17 protein-coding genes are annotated in these 17,485 nt (G+C 76.7%); 6 read left to right on the forward strand and 11 right to left on the reverse strand.

Annotated elements, in window-relative coordinates:
- Positions 1 to 19 precede the first annotated feature (19 nt).
- The 3 genes from H7K62_RS13975 to H7K62_RS13985 form a co-directional block, all read right to left on the reverse strand.
- Complete coding sequence (locus tag H7K62_RS13975; RefSeq protein ID WP_370591778.1) at positions 20 to 2,986, reverse strand: UPF0182 family membrane protein; 2,967 nt, start codon at positions 2,984 to 2,986, stop codon at positions 20 to 22.
- Positions 2,987 to 3,238: 252 nt separating this feature from the next.
- Complete coding sequence (locus tag H7K62_RS13980; RefSeq protein ID WP_186719291.1) at positions 3,239 to 4,423, reverse strand: YlbL family protein; 1,185 nt, start codon at positions 4,421 to 4,423, stop codon at positions 3,239 to 3,241.
- Positions 4,420 to 5,625 carry an NAD-dependent epimerase/dehydratase family protein gene (locus H7K62_RS13985; RefSeq protein WP_186719293.1) on the reverse strand — a complete coding sequence of 402 codons (1,206 nt, stop codon included), beginning with the start codon at positions 5,623 to 5,625 and terminating at the stop codon, positions 4,420 to 4,422. Before H7K62_RS13985 ends, H7K62_RS13980 begins: the two co-directional genes overlap by 4 nt.
- A gap of 206 nt (positions 5,626 to 5,831) precedes the next feature.
- Here H7K62_RS13985 and H7K62_RS13990 point away from each other — a divergent pair, with 206 nt between their 5' ends.
- Both H7K62_RS13990 and H7K62_RS13995 read left to right on the forward strand, forming a co-directional pair.
- The gene (locus tag H7K62_RS13990) at positions 5,832 to 7,361 is read left to right on the forward strand and encodes a zinc-dependent metalloprotease (protein WP_222437610.1); all 1,530 of its coding nucleotides are present in this window, start codon (positions 5,832 to 5,834) and stop codon (positions 7,359 to 7,361) included.
- 7 nt (positions 7,362 to 7,368) lie between these two features.
- Positions 7,369 to 7,998, forward strand: a complete 630-nt coding sequence (locus H7K62_RS13995) for an NUDIX hydrolase (protein WP_186719295.1) — start codon at positions 7,369 to 7,371, stop codon at positions 7,996 to 7,998.
- Positions 7,999 to 8,138: 140 nt separating this feature from the next.
- Here H7K62_RS13995 and H7K62_RS14000 read toward each other — a convergent pair whose 3' ends face one another.
- Entirely contained in the window at positions 8,139 to 8,756 is a 618-nt protein-coding gene (locus tag H7K62_RS14000; RefSeq protein WP_186719297.1) for a M48 metallopeptidase family protein, read from the reverse strand.
- A 442-nt stretch (positions 8,757 to 9,198) separates the two neighbouring features.
- Between H7K62_RS14000 and H7K62_RS24005 the strand changes: the two genes are divergently transcribed.
- From H7K62_RS24005 to H7K62_RS14020, 4 genes are all read left to right on the forward strand, one after another.
- Entirely contained in the window at positions 9,199 to 9,354 is a 156-nt protein-coding gene (locus tag H7K62_RS24005; RefSeq protein WP_109773365.1) for a DUF5679 domain-containing protein, read from the forward strand.
- A gap of 98 nt (positions 9,355 to 9,452) precedes the next feature.
- On the forward strand, positions 9,453 to 10,427 hold the full coding sequence (locus tag H7K62_RS14010) for a thiamine biosynthesis protein ThiF (protein ID WP_186719299.1): 975 nt from the start codon (positions 9,453 to 9,455) through the stop codon (positions 10,425 to 10,427).
- Between the two features lie 46 nt (positions 10,428 to 10,473).
- The gene (locus tag H7K62_RS14015) at positions 10,474 to 11,907 is read left to right on the forward strand and encodes an ABC1 kinase family protein (RefSeq protein ID WP_222437612.1); all 1,434 of its coding nucleotides are present in this window, start codon (positions 10,474 to 10,476) and stop codon (positions 11,905 to 11,907) included.
- Between the two features lie 159 nt (positions 11,908 to 12,066).
- A complete protein-coding gene (locus H7K62_RS14020; RefSeq protein ID WP_186719301.1) occupies positions 12,067 to 12,417 on the forward strand; it encodes a histone-like nucleoid-structuring protein Lsr2 in 351 nt (116 codons plus the stop codon).
- Positions 12,418 to 12,521: 104 nt separating this feature from the next.
- On the opposite strand, the gene H7K62_RS14025 is transcribed toward H7K62_RS14020, so the two are convergent.
- The 7 genes from H7K62_RS14025 to H7K62_RS14055 form a co-directional block, all read right to left on the reverse strand.
- The gene (locus H7K62_RS14025) at positions 12,522 to 12,905 is read right to left on the reverse strand and encodes a hypothetical protein (protein ID WP_186719303.1); all 384 of its coding nucleotides are present in this window, start codon (positions 12,903 to 12,905) and stop codon (positions 12,522 to 12,524) included.
- A 125-nt stretch (positions 12,906 to 13,030) separates the two neighbouring features.
- Positions 13,031 to 13,540: a pilus assembly protein gene (locus tag H7K62_RS14030; protein ID WP_370591779.1), complete on the reverse strand. Its 510-nt coding sequence runs from the start codon at positions 13,538 to 13,540 to the stop codon at positions 13,031 to 13,033.
- On the reverse strand, positions 13,537 to 13,953 hold the full coding sequence (locus H7K62_RS14035) for a hypothetical protein (protein ID WP_222437613.1): 417 nt from the start codon (positions 13,951 to 13,953) through the stop codon (positions 13,537 to 13,539). The genes H7K62_RS14030 and H7K62_RS14035 overlap by 4 nt, the downstream gene beginning before the upstream one ends.
- The gene (locus H7K62_RS14040) at positions 13,950 to 14,174 is read right to left on the reverse strand and encodes a hypothetical protein (RefSeq protein ID WP_222437653.1); all 225 of its coding nucleotides are present in this window, start codon (positions 14,172 to 14,174) and stop codon (positions 13,950 to 13,952) included. Before H7K62_RS14040 ends, H7K62_RS14035 begins: the two co-directional genes overlap by 4 nt.
- A 97-nt stretch (positions 14,175 to 14,271) precedes the next feature.
- On the reverse strand, positions 14,272 to 15,267 hold the full coding sequence (locus H7K62_RS14045) for a type II secretion system F family protein (protein WP_186719305.1): 996 nt from the start codon (positions 15,265 to 15,267) through the stop codon (positions 14,272 to 14,274).
- On the reverse strand, positions 15,264 to 16,133 hold the full coding sequence (locus H7K62_RS14050) for a type II secretion system F family protein (protein ID WP_186719307.1): 870 nt from the start codon (positions 16,131 to 16,133) through the stop codon (positions 15,264 to 15,266). Before H7K62_RS14050 ends, H7K62_RS14045 begins: the two co-directional genes overlap by 4 nt.
- Complete coding sequence (locus H7K62_RS14055) at positions 16,134 to 17,372, reverse strand: CpaF family protein (RefSeq protein ID WP_370591780.1); 1,239 nt, start codon at positions 17,370 to 17,372, stop codon at positions 16,134 to 16,136.
- Between the last annotated feature and the right edge of the window lie 113 nt (positions 17,373 to 17,485).

Here is a 17,485-nt window from a genome sequence, read left to right on the forward strand (position 1 = left end):
GTCCGGGTGAGCAGACCGGTCAGCCGGACGGCGTAGCCGAGGATGACGCCGTCGGGGCCGCCGAGGACGACGCCTCGGCCGCCACGGCCCTGTCGAGCGCCGCCTTGAGCTTGGCCTGCGCCTGGCCGTAGGCGGCGAAGTCGCCGTTCTTCAGCGCCTGCTGCGCCTCGGTCTCGGCAGCGACCGCCTCCTGCAGCGCCTGGCGCACGTTCTCCGGCACCGGGGCCGCGGTCGCACCGGAGGACGGCGAGCTGGTGGCTCCTTGGCTGGGTGCCGTGCTGGACGAGCTGCTCGGGGTGCCCGTGGACCCCGGGGCGGGCTGGTCGCCGGAGCCCTGGCCGGCGTCACCAGTCTTCACGCCGGAGTTGCCCCCGAAGACCTCGTTCAGCGCCTGGTCGAGCGTGTCGGCGTAGCCGATGTTGTTGCCGAACGAGGCGATCACGCGGCGCAGCACCGGGTAGGACGTCTCGCCCGTGGACCGCACGTACACCGGCTGCACGTAGAGCAGACCGTCACCCACCGGCAGCGTCAGCAGGTTGCCCCTGATGACGGCCGACCCGCCCTGGCTCAGCAGGTTGAGGTCCTGGGAGATCTCCGTGTTCGAGTTGAACTCGGCCTGCACCTGGCCCGGTCCTTCGACCGTGCCCTCCGTCGGCAGCTGCAGCAGCCGCAGCTGCCCGTACCCGGCCTTCTTCTGCCCCGCGGCAGAGCCGGCGTCGGCGTCCACCGCGAGGAAGCCGGTGAGGATGTTGCGCCCCTGTCCGCCCGGCTGGCTCTTGGGGATGTACGTCGAGGTGAGCGAGAACGACGCCTGCTCCTGCTTGGGCATCTGCAGCGTCAGGTAGTACGGCGGCTGCGCGGCGGCCTCCGTGCCTCCCCCGGCGGCCGCGGCCTGGCGCGTCGGGTCGTCCGGGACCCGCCAGAAGTCCTGCTGGGAGAAGAACGAGCCCGGGTCGGTCACGTGGTAGCTCGCCAGCACCGTGCGCTGGACCTTGAAGAGGTCCTCGGGGTAGCGGACGTGGGACATGAGGTCGGCCGACATCTGGTCCAGCGGCTTCACCGCGCCCGGGAAGGCCTTGCGCCAGGCGCGCAGCACGGGGTCGGACTCGTCCCAGGCGTAGAGCTCGACCTGGCCGCTGTAGGCGTCCACGGTGGCCTTGACCGAGTTGCGCAGGTAGTTCACCTGGTTCGGGGGCAGGGCTGCGATGGTGCCGGTGGGCGTGGTGAGGGTGTCCTCGGTGACGTCCTGGAGCACCTGCGGCTGGGAGTACGGGTACTCCTCCGACGTCGTGTAGCCGTCCACCACCCACTGGATGCGCCGGTTGACGATCGTCGGGTACGGGTCGCCGTCGAGGGTGAGGAACGGCGCGACCTTCTGCACCCGTTCGCGAGGGTTGCGGTCGTAGAGGATCTGGCTCTGGTCGTTGAGCGCGCTCGAGAGCAGGATGTTCGCGTCGCGGAACTTGATCGCGTACAGGGCCCGCTCCACGACGTTGCCCACGCTCGGGCCGCCGCTGCCCTGGAAGGTGTAGCGCGCTTCGCCGCTGTCGGTCGGGTAGTCGATCTCGTTGCCCTGCCCGGGCGCTGCCGCCGGGCCGCCGACGATGGAGTACTCCGGGCTCTTCTCCCCGAAGTAGATCCGCGGCTCGTAGTCGGGCAGGGAGCCGGTGCTGGGGATGCCGCCCTCGAGGTAGGCCGGCAGGCCGTTGGTGCCCTGCTCGTTGCCCGCGGCCGCCACGAGGCCGTAGCCGTGCGTGTACTGGGTGCGGGTGTTGACCCACGACTGGTTGCCGACGGCGCCGAGGTTGAGCTCGCGCAGCGCCACCACGACGTCCTGCTCGCGCCCGCCGAGGGTGTAGCGGTCCACGTCGAGCGGGTCACCGAACTGGTAGAAGTTCCTGACCTGCTGGTTCTGCCCGAAGGTGGGGCTCACCACGGCGGGGTCGAGGATGCGGGTGCTGGCCGTGGTGGTCGCGTCCTGCGAGAGGGCGCCCGGCGCCGCGTTCTGCGACGGCGTGTAGGGGATGACCTGCGTGCCGCCGATCCCGAAGGCCGCGCGCGTGGCGTCGATGTTGTCCTTGATGTAGGGGGCCTCCACGCGGGCCTCGTTGGGCACCACCTGGACGCGCTGGACCACGGCCGGCACGATCCCGGCGGCGACCACCGCGACCACGACGAGCAGGCCCACGCCGGCCGCCGGGAAGCGCCAGCCGCCGCGGACCGCGGTGACCACGAAGAGCACCGCGCAGATGAGCGCCGCGATGGCGAGGATGCCCCGGGCGGGCACCACCACCGCGACGTCGGTGTAGCTGGCGCCCGCGAACCTCACGTGCGTGTTGGTCAGCGTGGAGTACCGGTCCAGCCAGTAGCTGACGGCCTGCAGGGCCACGAGCACCGCGGCGGTCGAGGCCAGCTGCACCCGCGCCGCCACCGTGGTGCGCGCCCCCGGACCGGACACGCGCAGCGCGCCGTACAGGTACAGCGTCACCGCCCCGGCGATGCCCGCCAGCAGCACCACGGCCGTGAGCAGGCCGACGGCGAAGCGCACGAACGGGATGGTGAAGACGTACAGGCCGATGTCGTGGCCGAACACCGGGTCGACCTGCCCGAAGGAGGTGCGGTTCCACCACAGCAGCACGGTCTCCCACCGGCTGGAGGCGGCGGACCCGGCGAACAGGCCGAGCAGCAGCGGCAGCACCACGGTGAGGACCCGGCGCAGGGGCTCGAGGCCCTCGCGGTACCGGTCCAGGCTCGCGGCGGGCCCCGGCACCGGCGCGTAGACCGGCCGGTTCTTGTAGGCGGTGGTCATGCTCACCGCGGTGGCGGCGGCCATGAGGGCGCCGGCCACGAGGAACAGGCCCACGCGCAGGGCCAGCTGGGTCAGGTAGACCCGGCTGAAGCCCAGCTGGCGGAACCAGAGCACCTCGGTGGCCACCGACGCGACCAGGCTGACGAGCAGCACCAGGACGGCGACGCCGACGAGCACGGGCACCAGCGGGCGGCGCCGCTGCGGACCTCCTCGCGGCGCTCGGGGCGCACCCGGGCGCGGTGGGCGGGGCGGTGGCGACGTCACCGGGCTCTTCCTCCATCAAGCCCGTCGGAGTCCGACGGGCGGCTCGGGGCGGGGTCCGATCGTCGCACGGCCTCGCAGGGCACCCCCGCCTCGGAGGGGTCCCCACCGATCACAGGACGGTCACGGCTGGCTGGGAGATCCGTCGGCGCCCGCCGCGAGCGCTCCTCAGGAGCAGCCCGGCAGCTCCTGCCCCTGGCCCTTCCCGAGCTCCTCCACCGCCTGGCGCGCCTGGCCGAGCGTCGACACCGCCACCACGCGCAGCCCGTCGGGGACGTGCCCGGCCACCTCCCCGCAGTTGGCCTGCGGTGCGAGGAAGACCTCGGCCCCCGCGGCCCGGGCGCCCAGCAGCTTCTGCCGGATCCCGCCGATGGCCCCGACCTGCCCGGCCGAGTCGATGGTGCCGGTGCCCGCGAACCGCTTGCCGCCCGTCATGTCCCCCGGGGTCAGGAGGTCGACGACGCCGAGCGCGAAGACCATGCCGGCGCTGGGTCCGCCGATCTGGTCGACGGCGATCTTCACGTCCACCGGAGGCTCGGCGCGCTCGCTCACCAGCACGCCGAGCACGGGAGAGCCGTCCTGCCCGGCCCTGACCGGCACCGCGACGTCCAGGGACCTCCCGTCGCGCTGGACGCGGACCTCGGCGTCCGCGCCCGCCCCGACCGCGCGCACCGCGTCGCGCAGCGCCGTGGAGCTCGAGACCGCGGTCCCGCCCACTCCGGTGACGACGTCTCCCTGGCGCAGCTTCCCGGACGCCCCGGAGCCCGCCACCACGTCGGTCACCACCACCTGCACGGGCACGTCGTAGCCGAGCTCGGTGAGCGCGGCGACGGTGGCCGCCTGCTGGGAGTCGGTGAACGCCGCGGCGTTGCTCTCGTCCACCTGCTTCTCGGAGGCCCCGGGCGGGAAGATCGCGGCCTCGGGCAGGACGGCGCTGTCGTCGTCCAGCCAGGCGGCCAGCTGCCCCCCGAGGTCGAGGGAGCGTCCCGGGCCGCCGCGCACGCTGACGGTGGTGAGGTCGAGCGAGCCGGTGGTCGGGTAGGTCCTGGCGCCCGTGATGGTGATGAGGCGCTGGTCGCCCTCGCCGGAGAGCACGTCGCGCACCGGGCCGGGGCTCTCGACGGCGAAGGGCACCGGCAGCAGCGCCACCACGGACACCAGCGCCACGGACACCGCGCCGCAGACCAGGGCGGCCACGGCGCGCGCCGAGGCGCGGACCTGCGCCGGCGACGGCGGGGGCCCGTCGTGGTCGGCAGCCTCGAGCACGTCGGGCACGTCCGGCTGGTCGGGCTGGTCGGGCTGGTCGGGCTGCTCGGGGGGCCCACCGGGCCGCGGCGCCTGCGGCACGCTCACCGGCCGCGCCGCGCCCGCGCCTGGCGCAGCACCGCCGCGGTGGCCACCACGGCCACCGCCGCGCCCGCAGCCCCCGCGGCCCCCAGCGCCGCCTCCCGCGGCAACCGCGGACCGCCCGCGGGACCGCGCCGCCCCGACCGCCGCTCCGCCACGCCCTCCAGCAGCACCGCCAGGCACTCCTCGTTGCTGCGCGCCGGGCGCCACCCGGCGGCGCGCAGGCGCTCGGAGGAGACCGCCCACGGGTGCACCACGTACGCCAGGTCCCCGGCCGGCGTCGGCAGCAGGCCCAGTCGCGCCAGGCGCTCCGCCGTCGCCTGCGCCAGCCGCGCCGGCAGCTCCACCGACCGCAGCCCGGAGGAGCGCTCCAGCGCCTCGTGCGGCAGCACCCCCTCCGCGCCCGCCCCCAGCGCACCGGTCAGCCCCTGCGCCAGCACCACCGCGACGGCGTCGGCGAGGTCGTCGACGTGGCAGAACTGCCACACGGGCGCCCGCTCGCGCAGCGCCAGCAGCCGGGGCACCTCGAAGGACCGCGTCACCACGGTGTCCACCCCGGGCCCGACCACCGCCGCGGGCCTCAGCACCGCCGTCGGCACCCCGGGCAGCGCCCGCGCGGCGCCCTCCCAGACGTCCTCCACCGCGAGCAGGTCCCCCACGAGGCCGTCGTCGGGAGCGGCCAGCAGCGGCGCGTCGTCCGGCAGCGGCACCGGAGCGTCCGGCAGCGCGCCGTGCACCATCGCGCTGCTCACCAGCACCAGCCGACGGGCGCCCGCCGCGGCCGCCGCCGTCACCACCGCCCGCACCGAGGCCTCCGCGCGCTCGCGGCGGCGGGCGGGCGGCGCGGCCAGGGCGGCGCGCAGGTCGCTGTCGAGGGCCACGTGCACCACCGCCGCGGGCGCCCCCGCCAGCACCGCGCCGCCGTCGACGCCGTCGACGCCGCCGGACATGGCCGCCAGGACCTCGGGGCTCGTGAGGTCCACCCCGACGCGCAGCAGCCGCCCGCCGGTGGCCCCGTCGTCGTCGTGCGGGGTCTCCAGCCGGTCGGCGCCGGCCCCGGGGACGTCCTCCAGGGCGACGACGACGGAGCCCGCGCCAGCGAGCCGGCGGGCGAGGGCGCGGCCCGCGGGGGTCTGCGCGCCCGTGACCACGACGTGGCCGTCCAGTGACGGCGGAGCCGCTGCCCCGTCGCCGACCAGGTCCGCCACCCGTGCTCCTCCCGCTGGGTCCCCGGGCTGCCGCCCGGGGCTGCACGGCCGCTGGGCGTTCGCTGCGAGCGTCGCTCCGGGCGGCCACCGCCCGCCGTCCCTGGGTACCGTGGGAACCAGACGGCGGCGGGTCCATCCTGCCGCCTCGCCCCGGTGGCGGGCGCCGCACCGCCTCCGCTCCCCCTCGACGCGCGGCTGGAGGACCGGTGCCCGACACCCCGCAGCCCCCTCGCCCCGACGAGGACCCGGAGGAGGGCACCGGCGGCGAGCGCCCCGGCAGCGGCGGCCCCGGCACCCCGGACGACCCCCTGTCGCAGCTGTTCTCCGCCCTGGGCGGAGGAACGCCCGGGGGTCTGCCCGGTGGCCTGCCCGGCGGTCTGGGGGGCCTCGGTGGTCTGGGGGGCCTCGGCGGCGGCGCCGGGGGCATCGACCCCGCCCAGCTGTTCGAGCAGCTCCAGAAGGACCCGCAGGCCCTGGCGCAGGCGATGGCGGCCGTGCAGCAGCTCATGGCCTCGGCGGGTGACGAGCCGGTCAACTGGCAGCTCGCGCACGACGTCGCCCGCCAGGCTGCGGTGGCCCAGGGAGACCCGGCGCCCAGCTCCTCCGACGAGCGGGAGGTCTCCGAGGCGCTGCGCCTGGTCGACCTCTGGCTCGACCCGGTCACCGACCTCAGCTCCGCCGCGGCGGCGGGGCGCGCGTGGTCGCGCTCGGAGTGGGTCGAGGCCACCCTCCCCACCTGGAAGCGCCTCGCGGAGCCCGTGGCCACCCACGTCGCCGACGCGGTGGCGTCCGCCATGGCCGAGCAGGTGCCGGAGGAGGCCCGCGGCATGGTCGCGGGGGCCAGCTCGATGATGCGCTCGATCGGCGGCACCGTGTTCGGCGCGCAGCTGGGCCAGGCCGTCGGCGGCCTGAGCCGCGAGGTGGTCTCCGCCACCGACGTCGGCATCCCGCTGGTGGCCGGCAGCACCACGGCGCTGCTGCCCAGCGGCGTGGCCGCCTTCGCCGAGGGCCTCGGCGTGCCCGCCGGCGAGGTGCGCCTCTTCCTCGCCGCGCGGGAGGCGGCGCACGCCCGGCTGTTCGCCGGGGTGCCGTGGCTGCGCGGGCACCTGCTCGGCGCGGTGGAGGCCTACGCCCGCGGGATCACCCTCGACACCAGCCGCATCGAGGAGGCGGTCCGCAACATCGACCCCTCCGACCCGACGGCGCTGCAGGAGGCGCTGGGCTCGGGGATGCTCGAGCCGGAGAAGACCCCCGCGCAGCAGGCCGCGCTGGAGCGGCTGGAGACGGCGCTGGCGCTGGTGGAGGGCTGGGTCGACCACGTGGTCGACACCGCCACCCGCTCCACGCTGCCCAGCAGCGCCGCGCTGCGGGAGGCCGTGCGGCGCCGCCGGGCGGTCGGCGGTCCGGCCGAGCACGTCATGGCCGGTCTGGTGGGCCTGGAGCTGCGCCCGCGGCGGCTGCGCGAGGCCTCGCGCCTGTGGGAGGCCGTGGCGGCCGCCCGCGGCGCCGACGGCCGCGACGCGGTGTGGGCCCACCCCGACCTGCTGCCCACCCCGGCCGACCTCGACGACCCCGACGGCTTCGCCACGCGGCGCAGCGACGCGGAGGCCGCCTCGGCCGACGTCGACGCCGCGCTCGAGGCGCTGCTGCGCGGGGAGGAGACCCGCGACGACGACCCCCGCCCCGAGGAGCACCGTCCTGACGGCGAGGACGGCTCGGGGAGCGGCCCCCGGTGACCGGGGCGTGACGCCGGCCGAGGCCGACGCCGAGCTCGCCGCCCTGCACCTGACCGGTCCGGGCCAGGCGGAGCTGCTCGCGAGCTACCGCGAGCAGCTCGCCGCCCACCCCGGCGCGGGCCCGGCCGGGTCGTTCGAGGGCAGCGCTCTGCACCGGGACGGCCCCGCGGCGCACCTCACGGCCTCTGCCCTCGTGCTGAGCGCCAGCGGCGACCGCGCCCTCCTCCTGCTGCACCGCAAGGCGGGTGCGTGGCTGCAGCCGGGCGGGCACCTGGAGGCCGATGACACCTCCCTCGTGGCCGCGGCGCTGCGCGAGGCGTCGGAGGAGACCGGCCTCGGGCCGGTGCTGCGCCCGGCCCCGGGCCTGGTCGACCTGCACCACCACGGTCTGGGCGCGGCGTTCGGCCGCTGCCGGGAGCACCTCGACGTGGCCTTCGTGCTCACCGCTCCGGACGGCGCCGAGCCGGTGGTGAGCGCCGAGAGCGAGCACGTGGCGTGGTTCGCCCTGGACGCGCTGCCCGACGGCGTCGCAGACGACGTCCCGCCGCGCCTGGCGCGAGCCGCCGCGCTGCTGCGCGGCACGGGCCAGCGGGACTCGACGCCCACCGCGGCTGACCTCGGTCACCTCCGGGACTGACCGGGGTCAGGTCCGGAGGTGTCGGCCCAGCACCGGTCCGCCGCAGGTGACCACGGTCATCTCCGTGGGTGACCTCGGTCAGGTGCGGTCGCGACCCGCTCCGGGGGGGGATGACCGTCGGCGCCGGCGCGGACGGCGGCTCAGCCCGGCAGCTGCGCGGCCGGGTCGGCGCCGTCGTCGACGTCGGCGATCGGCAGGTCCCGCGCCGTGGCGAAGCCCTCGAGGTACCCGCGGGCGCGCTCGGTGCGCGGGTAGGCGTCCACGAGGTCCCAGAAGCGGTCGGTGTGGCCGTGCTCCAGCAGGTGCGCCAGCTCGTGGACGAGCACGTAGTCGACCACCCACGAGGGCATGCCCTGCAGCCGGTCCGACAGGCGGATGGTGCCGTCGGCGGTGGTGGTGGAGCCCCACCGGGTGGTCTGGTTGGCCACCCACCGCACGCTCGAGGGCCGGGCCCTGCCTCCGAGGTAGCGGGCGCTCAGCTCCGCCGCCCGGCGGGCGAGCGCCTCGTCGCTGGGGCGGCGGCGCTGGTCCTGCGCGGCCAGCTTGGTGACCATGCGGTCCACCCAGGCCCGCTCCTGGGCGCGGGTGAAGCCGGCCGGGATGCAGACCACCACGGTCCCGCCGTCGCGGAAGGCGGTCACCGTGCGTCGGCGGCGGGCGCTGCGCCGCACCTCCACGGGAGGGAGCTCGTGGGCCGGCGGGCGCGCGGGGGAGGGCACCGGGTCGGCCCCGGCCACTCGCGCCCCCTGCGCCGCCATGCACCAACGCTACTGCCCCGGGGGCCCCTCCACCGGCCACGACACCCTCACGGGGGCCCCGCCGGAGCGCATCCGGTCCCGCGGTGGTGCGTCCGGGGCGCCGGGCACCACCGCGTGCCACTGCCCACTACGCAGAGCTACCGGGCGCCGGGCGCCGGTCGGGCACCGCGGCGACGAGCCGGGCCGCAGGGGGAACGAGGACCGGGCGAGGACCGGGCGCGGACAGGGCCGGACGGGCGTCTCCGCGTTGACGGTCTCCAGCGGCGGCCCTACCGTCGTAGCAGTCCTCCGGTCGAGGGGCCCACCGCAGGGGAAGGCGGGATGGTCCGTCGACCGGAGGACGACTGCTGTCCGGCCACCGCCGTCCGGACCAGCCGCTACGGTGGCGCGGACCGCCACACCGTCCGGGCCCCAGCCCGGGCCCAGACACGAGGAGGCCCCCGTGGCCGAGACCTACTCGGGTTCGTTCTACTGCGTGAAGTGCAAGGAGAAGCGCGACGCCGAGGGCGGCGTCGTCGAGACCAACGGCCGTCGCATGGCCAAGGCCAAGTGCCCCGTGTGCGGCACCAACCTCAACCGCATCCTCGGCAAGGCCTGACCTCCCGCTCCACCCCGCTCCACCTGCACCGCCCCGCTGGCGCCGTCCCCTGTGGACGGCGCCAGCGGCGCACCACCCGTCGGTGCCACGCTCGGGGGGTGACCGCCCCGACCTCCCTGCGCCTGCGCCCCGGTCTGCTGACCGCCTGGCGCTCCCCCGGCAGGCTCCAGCTGGGCGTGGGCGCCGGCGCCCACGTGCTCGAGGGCCTGACCGCCGCGGAGGAGCTCGTGGTGGACGCGCTCGCCACCGGCGCCGACCCGTCCTCGCTGCAGCGGCTCGCGGCCCTGCACGGCGGCACGCCCGAGCGCGTCCGCTCCCTGCTCGACGCCCTGGCCTCCGCCGGCGCTCTGGAGCCCGCCCCCCGCCCGCGGCCCTCGGGGGCGCTCGCTGAGGCGTGCGCGGCCGTGGTGGGCGCATCCCCCACCGGCCGGGCCGTGGCGCTGGGACTCGCCGCCGCGGGGGTGGGCACCGTGCTGGTGGAGGACGCGGCCCCCGTGACCAGCGCGGACGTGGGCCCCGGCGGGTTCGGCCCGGCTGACCTCGACCTGTCGCGCGGGGCGGCCACCGCTCGGGCCCTGCTGCGCGAGCACCCCGCCGTGCGGGCGCAGCCGGGGGTCGCGGAGCGGGTGCGGCCCGACGTCGTCGTCCTGGTGGCCTCGGGAGCTCACGACGCGCGCGCGGCGGAACCGCTGGTCCGCGAGGGCGTGGCGCACCTGGCGGTGCTGCAGCTGGGGCGGGCGGCGGTGGTGGGGCCGCTGGTGCACCCCGGGGACGGCGCGTGCCTGCGCTGCCTGGACCTGCACCGCACCGACCGGGACCCGGAGTGGCCGCGGCTGCTGCCGCAGCTGGCCGCCCCACCGGGTGGGCCCCGGCGCCCGGAGCCGCCGGAGCTGGCCGCCCTGGCCGCGGCGGTGGCGGTCCAGCAGGTGCTGGCCCAGCTGCGCGGCCACGAGCCCGCCGCGCTCGACGCCACCCTGGAGCTCGACGCCGCCGGTGCGGTGGGCGTGCGGCCGTGGTCCGCGCACCCCGCCTGCGGGTGCACCTGGGCGGACGCGGTGCCCGCGGCGCGGTGATCGGTCCCCCGCTGCGGGAGCGCGGAAGCCGTCGCAGGATGGCGGGGTGGACGCACCCGCCGAGGACCCCCTGGAGCGCGAGCCGGACGGCCTGCCGGACCAGCAGGACCAGACCGACGACGACGAGCGGGGCGGCCGGCGGGGCGGCGCGATCCCGCGCGGCTCCCTGAGCCGCGGCTTCCGCCTGGCCCAGCTGCCCGCCGCCTTCGCCGGGCGCCAGGCGGTGGGGCTGGGCCGCCGCCTCGGCGGTCGCTCCCAGGCCGACGTGCAGGCCTCGGTGCAGCAGGCCACGGCCGAGCAGGTGTTCAAGGTGCTCGGCCAGCTCAAGGGCGGGGCCATGAAGGTGGGCCAGGCGCTGTCGGTGCTGGAGGCGGCGCTGCCGGAGGAGCAGGCGGGTCCGTACCGCGCCGCCCTCACCAAGCTGCAGGACGCCGCTCCCCCGATGCCGGCGGCGACGGTCCGCGCCGTGATGTCCGCCGAGCTCGGCCCGGGGTGGCGCTCGATGTTCATGGCGTTCGACGAGAAGCCGGCGGCCGCGGCGTCGGTGGGGCAGGTGCACCGGGCGACCTGGTCCGACGGGCGGCAGGTGGCGGTCAAGGTGCAGTACCCCGGCGCCGGGGACGCGCTGCTGGGAGACCTCGACCAGGTGGGCCGGCTGGTGCGGGTGGCGGCGGGGTGGATCCCCGGCATGGAGGTCGGCCCGATCATCGCCGAGCTGCGCGAGCGGGTGGCGGAGGAGCTGGACTACCGCGCCGAGGGGGCCAACCAGCAGGCGTTCGCGGACGCGTTCGCGGACGACGACGAGGTGGTGGTCCCGGCCGTCGTCCTGGCCACCGGGCGCGTGCTGGTCAGCGAGTGGCTGGACGGCGTGCCCCTGTCGAAGGTCATCGCCGAGGGCACGCAGGAGCAGCGCGACCTCGCCGCGCGCCGCTACCTGGAGGTGCTGCTGCTGGGCCCGGCGCGGGCGGGGCTGCTGCACGCCGACCCCCACCCCGGCAACTTCCGGCTCACGCCCGACGGCCGCTTCGGCATCCTCGACTTCGGCGCGGTGAACCGGCTCCCGAACGGAATGCCCCCCGCCATCGGACGGCTCCTCGGAGCGGCCCTGGACGGTGATTCCGAGACCGTGGCGGACGGGCTGCGCGAAGAGGGGTTCATCCGCGAGCGGATCCAGGTCGACCCCGACCAGCTGCTCGACTACCTGAGCCCTTTCGTGGAGCCGCTGCGCCACGAGGAGTTCCGCTTCGACAGGGCGTGGCTGCAGTCGCTCTTCAAGCACGTGAACGACCGCGAGCGCCCCGAGTGGACGATCAACCTCAAGGTCAACCTGCCGCCGGAGTACGTGCTCATCCACCGGGTGTGGTTCGGGGGCATCGGCGTCATGTGCCAGCTGGGGGGCGTGGTCCCGGCGGTGCAGGTCCTCTCCGACTTCCTTCCGGAGTTCGCCGAGGAGGAGCTGGAGGACTCCGAAGTCTCGTGACCGGGGACTTTCGACCCCTTCTTGCTGGGAAAGTGCTGCCATTGCGGTGACGCGCCGACCCCGCATTGCGAATTCTGTGGGAAGTGTGCGATAAATGCTGTGCGCGTCCACCTCGCGGTGGACGCAGCACTTTCCCCAGCTCATCGTGAGAGAGACGGCATGGCCACCAAGACCATCACCCACATCACCGACGACATCGACGGGACCTCGGAGGCCGAGACCGTCAAGTTCGGCCTGTGGGGCGCCACCTACGAGATCGACCTCTCCGAGGACAACCAGAAGAAGCTCGAGGCGGCCCTGGAGCCCTACCTCGCGGTGGCCCGCAAGGCGACCGGTGGCTCCGGCGTCCGCCGCGCCAGCACCTCGCGCAGCAGCGGTTCGTCCACGGGCGGCGCCGAGTACGACGCGAAGGCCGTCCGCGCCTGGGCCGCCGCCAACGGCGTCTCGGTGCCGGCGCGCGGTCGCATCCCCAAGACGGTGCTCGAGCAGTACCAGTCCGCCGCCAGCTGACAGCCCGACCGGCTGACCGGCCGACCGACTGACCGGCCGGCACGACGACGCAGCGCCCGCTCCCCTCGGGGGGCGGGCGCTGCGTCGTCGTCGCGGGGCTCAGCTCACGGCAGGACCAGGCCCTCGCGGGCGCGGGAGGTCACCTGCAGCGGCACGGTGACGCCGTCGCCCACCCACGCCGGCAGCAGCGCGGGACGCACGCTGGCGGTGAGGGTGACCTCCGCGGTCTGCCCGTCAGGGGTGCCGGTGGGGGCCGCCACGGCCAGCCCGAGCAGGTCCGCCGGCTGCGGCGTGCGGGCCAGCAGGGCCGTGGCGCTGCCGCGCACGCCCGCGTCGTCCAGGGGCACGCCCTGGCCGGGCAGCACGCCGTCGCGGTAGTAGGCGGCCTCGTCGAGGGAGTCGGCGGCGTCGAGCGCGGCGGAGTCGGCCACGGACAGCAGGTGGGTGCGCGCCAGGTGCAGCTCGGTGGCGGCCGCCCCGACGAGCACCAGGGCGACGACGACGACCGCGTCGACGACGACCAGCGGAGCGACCGAGCCCTCGTCGCCCCGCGCAGACAGACGCCGAGCAGACAGACGCCGAACCGTGAGACGCCGGGCCGCGAGGCGCCGCCTCATCGGCGGGCCGCCGTCGTCGTCGTCGCCCCCAGCGAGGAGAACCTGTCCACCACCGCTGTGCCGGTGGCCTCCACGGGCACCCTCGTGGGCACGGCGGAGCGCAGCAGCGGCGGGACGAACGGCAGCGGCACGTCCACCCGGACGGTCACGACGACGGCGGCGTCGGGCGCGAAGCACGCCGCCGCCTCGCAGGAGGTGGTGGCGGTGGCGTCGGCGGGGGTGAAGCCCTGGTCGGTGAGGGCCAGGTCGAGGGCCGCCTCGGCACGCCCGGGCGCTGCGGCCGCCGCGGCGGACGTGACGTAGGCCCGCGCCGCGGCGCGGGAGCCGGCTGCGGCGGCGTACGCGCCGGCCTGCAGCCGGGCGAGGGTGACCACCAGGTAGGCGACGGGGACCAGCAGGAGCAGCGCCAGCACGATGAACTCCACCGACGCGCTGCCCGCGTCACCTCCGGGCCCGCGCGCTGCGGCGCTGCGCAGGGCCGCGGCGCTCCGGCGCAGCCGCCTCACGGCAGCACCTCCACCAGGCCGTGTCCGCGCACCGTCATGGTGCCGCCGCCGAACCAGCCGACCAGCGGCAGCGGGACCGTGGCGGTGACCTCGACCACGTCGAGGCCGCCCTGGTGGACGTCGGCGGCGGTCACGTCGTCGGCGTAGGAGGCGGGCAGGGACGCGCCGATGAGCTCGCGGGCGCGCTGCGCGCCGTCGGCCGGGGTCCTGTCCGCCAGCGCCCCGAACCGGGCGCCCTCCCCCACGCAGTCGACGAGGGTGCCCCGCAGGTGCAGGGCCAGCCCCAGCTGCAGCAGGCTCGCGAAGAGCACCGAGACCAGCGCCATCACCATGACGCTCTCGGCGACCGCCGCGCCGGCGTCCCCGCGCGGGGCCCAGCGGTCCCGTGCCGGGGCAGCGGGGGCCAGCGTCACTTGACCGTCACAGCGGAGACGGCGCTCTGGAACATCTGGACCAGGAGCGGCTGGGCCACCGCGGCGAGCCCCACCACGATGCCCGCGGTCATGACCGTGACGAGCACCCAGCCGGGCACGTCACCGCGCTCGGCCTCGGTCCGGTCGCCGAGGCTCGCCGGCACGAGCAGCGCGCCCAGGGCGGTGGTGGCGGTCAGGAGCAGGGCGGTGAGACGGGACATCGGGTCCTCCGGGTTCTCGGTGGTGGTCAGGGCTGTCGGGTCGCGTGGAGCAGGTGGAGCAGCTGGAGCGGGGCGGGCGGCTGCGGGGCGGGCGGGGTCACGGGGACAGGCGCAGCACGGCCAGACCGGGGTAGACGGCGAAGAGGACGGTCACCGGGAGCACGAGGAACACCACCGGGATGATCATCGACAGCTCCTTGCGGCCGCCGGCCTCCACGAGCCGGCGGCGGGCCAGCTGGCGCACGTCCTGGGCCTGCGCCGCGAGCACGTCGGCCAGCGGCGAGCCGCGCTCGACGGCCACGGCGATGCCGTCCACGAAGCGGGTCAGCGGGGCCGCGGAGGTGCGCTCCCCCATCCGCGCGAGCGCCGCCACCAGGGGCGTGCCGGCGCGGGCGTCGGCGAGGGTGGTGCGCAGCTCTCCGGCCAGCTCGCCGCGGCAGCTGCGCGAGACCCGGTCGAGAGCGCCGACGGCGCCCTCCCCGGCGCCGACGGCGAGGGCCAGCAGCTCCGCGACGGTGGGCAGCTCGGACAGGAGGCGCTCCTCGCGCTGGCGGACGGCGCGGCCGAGCGCCTGGTCGCGGCCCAGCACCCCGCCCGCGGCGCCCACCGGCACGAGCAGCGCCGCGGCCAGCAGCGGTCCACCGCGGGCGACGACGGCGAGCGCCGCCAGCAGTCCCGCCGCTGCGCCGAGCGCTCCCCACACGACCTGCTCGGCGCGGTAGTGCTCCACGGTGGTGGCGCTGCCGGCCTGCAGGAGGCGGCGGGAGACGGCGGCGGTGCTGGGCGAGCGGCGTGCCGCGGCGCGGGCCAGCGGCGCCAGGAGCCCACCGGGTGAGGTGCCCAGGAGGCGGGCCAGCGCACCGGCGGGAGCCCGCCCGGGGGCGAGCAGCCGGGAGCCGCGCGGACGGTCCGCCAGGTGGGGGGCCAGGCGCGCGTCCAGCGAGGGACGGGCCCACGCCGGGACGCCGAGGAGCGCCAGCCACAGGCCGGCCCCGGCGACCAGGCCCAGCCCGGCGCCCAGCGGACTCAGCCCGGCCAGCCCGGTCAGCCCGGTCAGCCCGGTCAGCCCGGCCAGCCCGGTCAGCCCGCTCATCGGAGCACCCGCTCGTCCTCGGGCAGCCGGCTGACGCGACGCATGATGGCGTAGGCCAGCACGCAGCACACCGCCCCCGCGCCGATGACCAGCGCTCCCGCCGGCTCGCGGAAGGCGTCCACCGTGCCGGGCCGGGTGCACAGCAGGACCAGCACCACCCACGGCGCGGCGACGGCGAGGCGGGCGGTGGCCACGGTCCAGCTCTGCCGCGCGAGCAGCTCACCGCGGGTGCGGGCGTCGTCGCGCAGGAACGCGGACAGGGAGCGCAGCACGCGGCCGAGGTCGCTGCCGCCCACCTCGCGGGTCAGGCGCAGCGCCTCCACCACGCGGTCGGCCACCGGGTCGGCCAGGGCGTCCTTGAGCCGGTCCAGGGCGGGCAGGAAGCGGCCGGTGGCGCGGTGGTCGTCGGCGAAGTCGGCGAACGCCGGCCGCAGCGGCTCCGGGCCGTGCACCGCGAGCGCGGCGAGGGCCTCGGGCAGGGACAGGCCGGCGCGCACGCCGGAGGCGAGGTGGTCGACGGCGTCGGGCCACAGCTCCCGCACGGCGGCGGCGCGGCTGCGGGCGCGGCCGCGCAGGAAGGCCACCGGCCCCCAGGAGGCCCCGGCCCCGAGCGCCAGCGCCAGCACTGAGGAGCCGGACACCAGCAGGGCGGCCACCGCCACGGCCAGCGCGGTCGCGACGCAGGCGGCCACCAGCGACGCCAGCGGCAGCCCGGCCAGGCCAGCCGCCGCCAGCAGGTCCTCGCCGCGGGCGCGCAGCCCGGGACGGGCGCCGACCGCGTCGTCGTCGGCGGTGTCCTCCACCCAGCAGGCCCACCAGGCGCAGAAGAGGCCTGCGCCCAGCAGCAGGCCGGTCAGGGCGCCCACTCAGGCCTCCGTGCGCAGCAGCGCCGCGAGGTCGAAGCCGGCGCGGGCGAAGCGCTCCTCGTGCGGGGCGGTCCCGGTGCCGCGCACGAGGCGCGGGCTCCCGCCGTCGAGCACGGTGCCGAAGACGGTGCCGGTCTCGATGACGCCGCCCTCGACGCGCCCGGGCACGGCGAGCACCTCGCGGACGCGGCGGCGGCCGTCGGCCTCCAGCGCCACGTGCACCACGAGGTCCACCGCGGAGGCGACCGTGGGGACGACGAAGTCCGCGGTGACGTTGGGACCCGCCAGCAGCGGCAGCGTGCAGAGCTTGGTCACGGCCTCGCGGGCGCTGTTGGCGTGCACGGTGGCCATGCCGGGAAGCCCCGAGTTGAGCGCGATGAGCAGGTCCAGGCTCTCCGCCTGGCGCACCTCGCCGACCACGAGCCGGTCGGGGCGCATCCGCAGCGCCTCCTTGACCAGCCGCCGCAGCGTGATCTCCCCGGTGCCCTCCAGGCTGGGCTGGCGGCACTGCAGACCCACCACGTCCCGGCCGGCGAAGGCCAGCTCGAAGACCTCCTCCACCGTGATGACGCGCTCGCGGGAGGGGATGGCTGCCGAGAGGCAGTTGAGCATCGTGGTCTTGCCGGCCTGGGTGCCTCCCGCGACGAGCACGTTCAGCCCGGAGGCGACGGCGGCGTCCAGGAAGGCGGCGCAGCTGGCGGTGAGGGTGCCCAGCTGGACGAGGTGCTCGGTGCGGGAGGCCTTCACCACGAACTTGCGGATGTTCACCGCCCAGTGGCGGCGGGTGACGTCGGGGATGGCCACGTGCAGGCGGGCCCCCGACGGCAGGGCGGCGTCGACGAACGGGGAGCTGAGGTCGAGGCGGCGGCCGGTGGTGCGCAGCATCCGCTCGACGAGGTCGTGGACTGCGCTCTCGGTGAGGATCGTCGTGGTGAGCTCGGAACGGCCGCCGCGAGCCACGAACACCTTCCCGGGCTCGTTGATCCAGATCTCCTCGACCTCGGGGTCGTCGAGGTGCGCCTGCAGCGGACCGAACCCGGCGACGGCGTCGACGACGGCGCGCACGGTGCCGCTGCGGTCGGTCAGGCCGGGCAGCACGCCCTGCAGGGAGCGCTCGTCGTAGTCGGCGACGACCTCCTCCACGAGGCGGCGCACCACCTCGGCGTCGGCCGTGGGGTCCAGCGCGCGCCGGCGCACCAGCTCGCGGACCTCGTCTTCGACGATCGCGGTGGCCTCCACGCCCGTCCCTCCTCCCGCTCGACGACCCGTCGCCGCCGTCGGCAGCACGGCGCCGCCCAGGGGAGCCCACGGCTCTCGAGGACGGCGTGCTGCCGACGCTAGGCGGGGCCGCG

It is taken from the genome of Quadrisphaera sp. RL12-1S (assembly GCF_014270065.1).
In the GTDB taxonomy this organism is placed as follows: domain Bacteria; phylum Actinomycetota; class Actinomycetes; order Actinomycetales; family Quadrisphaeraceae; genus Quadrisphaera.

Excerpts from the sequence above, each read along its gene's own strand:
- H7K62_RS14000 (WP_186719297.1), bottom strand. The coding sequence starts at position 8,756 with ATGGCGGCGCAGGGGGCGCGAGTGGCCGGGGCCGACCCGGTGCCCTCC.
- H7K62_RS14040 (WP_222437653.1), bottom strand. The coding sequence starts at position 14,174 with ATGTCCCGTCTCACCGCCCTGCTCCTGACCGCCACCACCGCCCTGGGC.
- H7K62_RS14020 (WP_186719301.1), top strand. The coding sequence starts at position 12,067 with ATGGCCACCAAGACCATCACCCACATCACCGACGACATCGACGGGACC.
- H7K62_RS14045 (WP_186719305.1), bottom strand. The coding sequence starts at position 15,267 with ATGAGCGGGCTGACCGGGCTGGCCGGGCTGACCGGGCTGACCGGGCTG.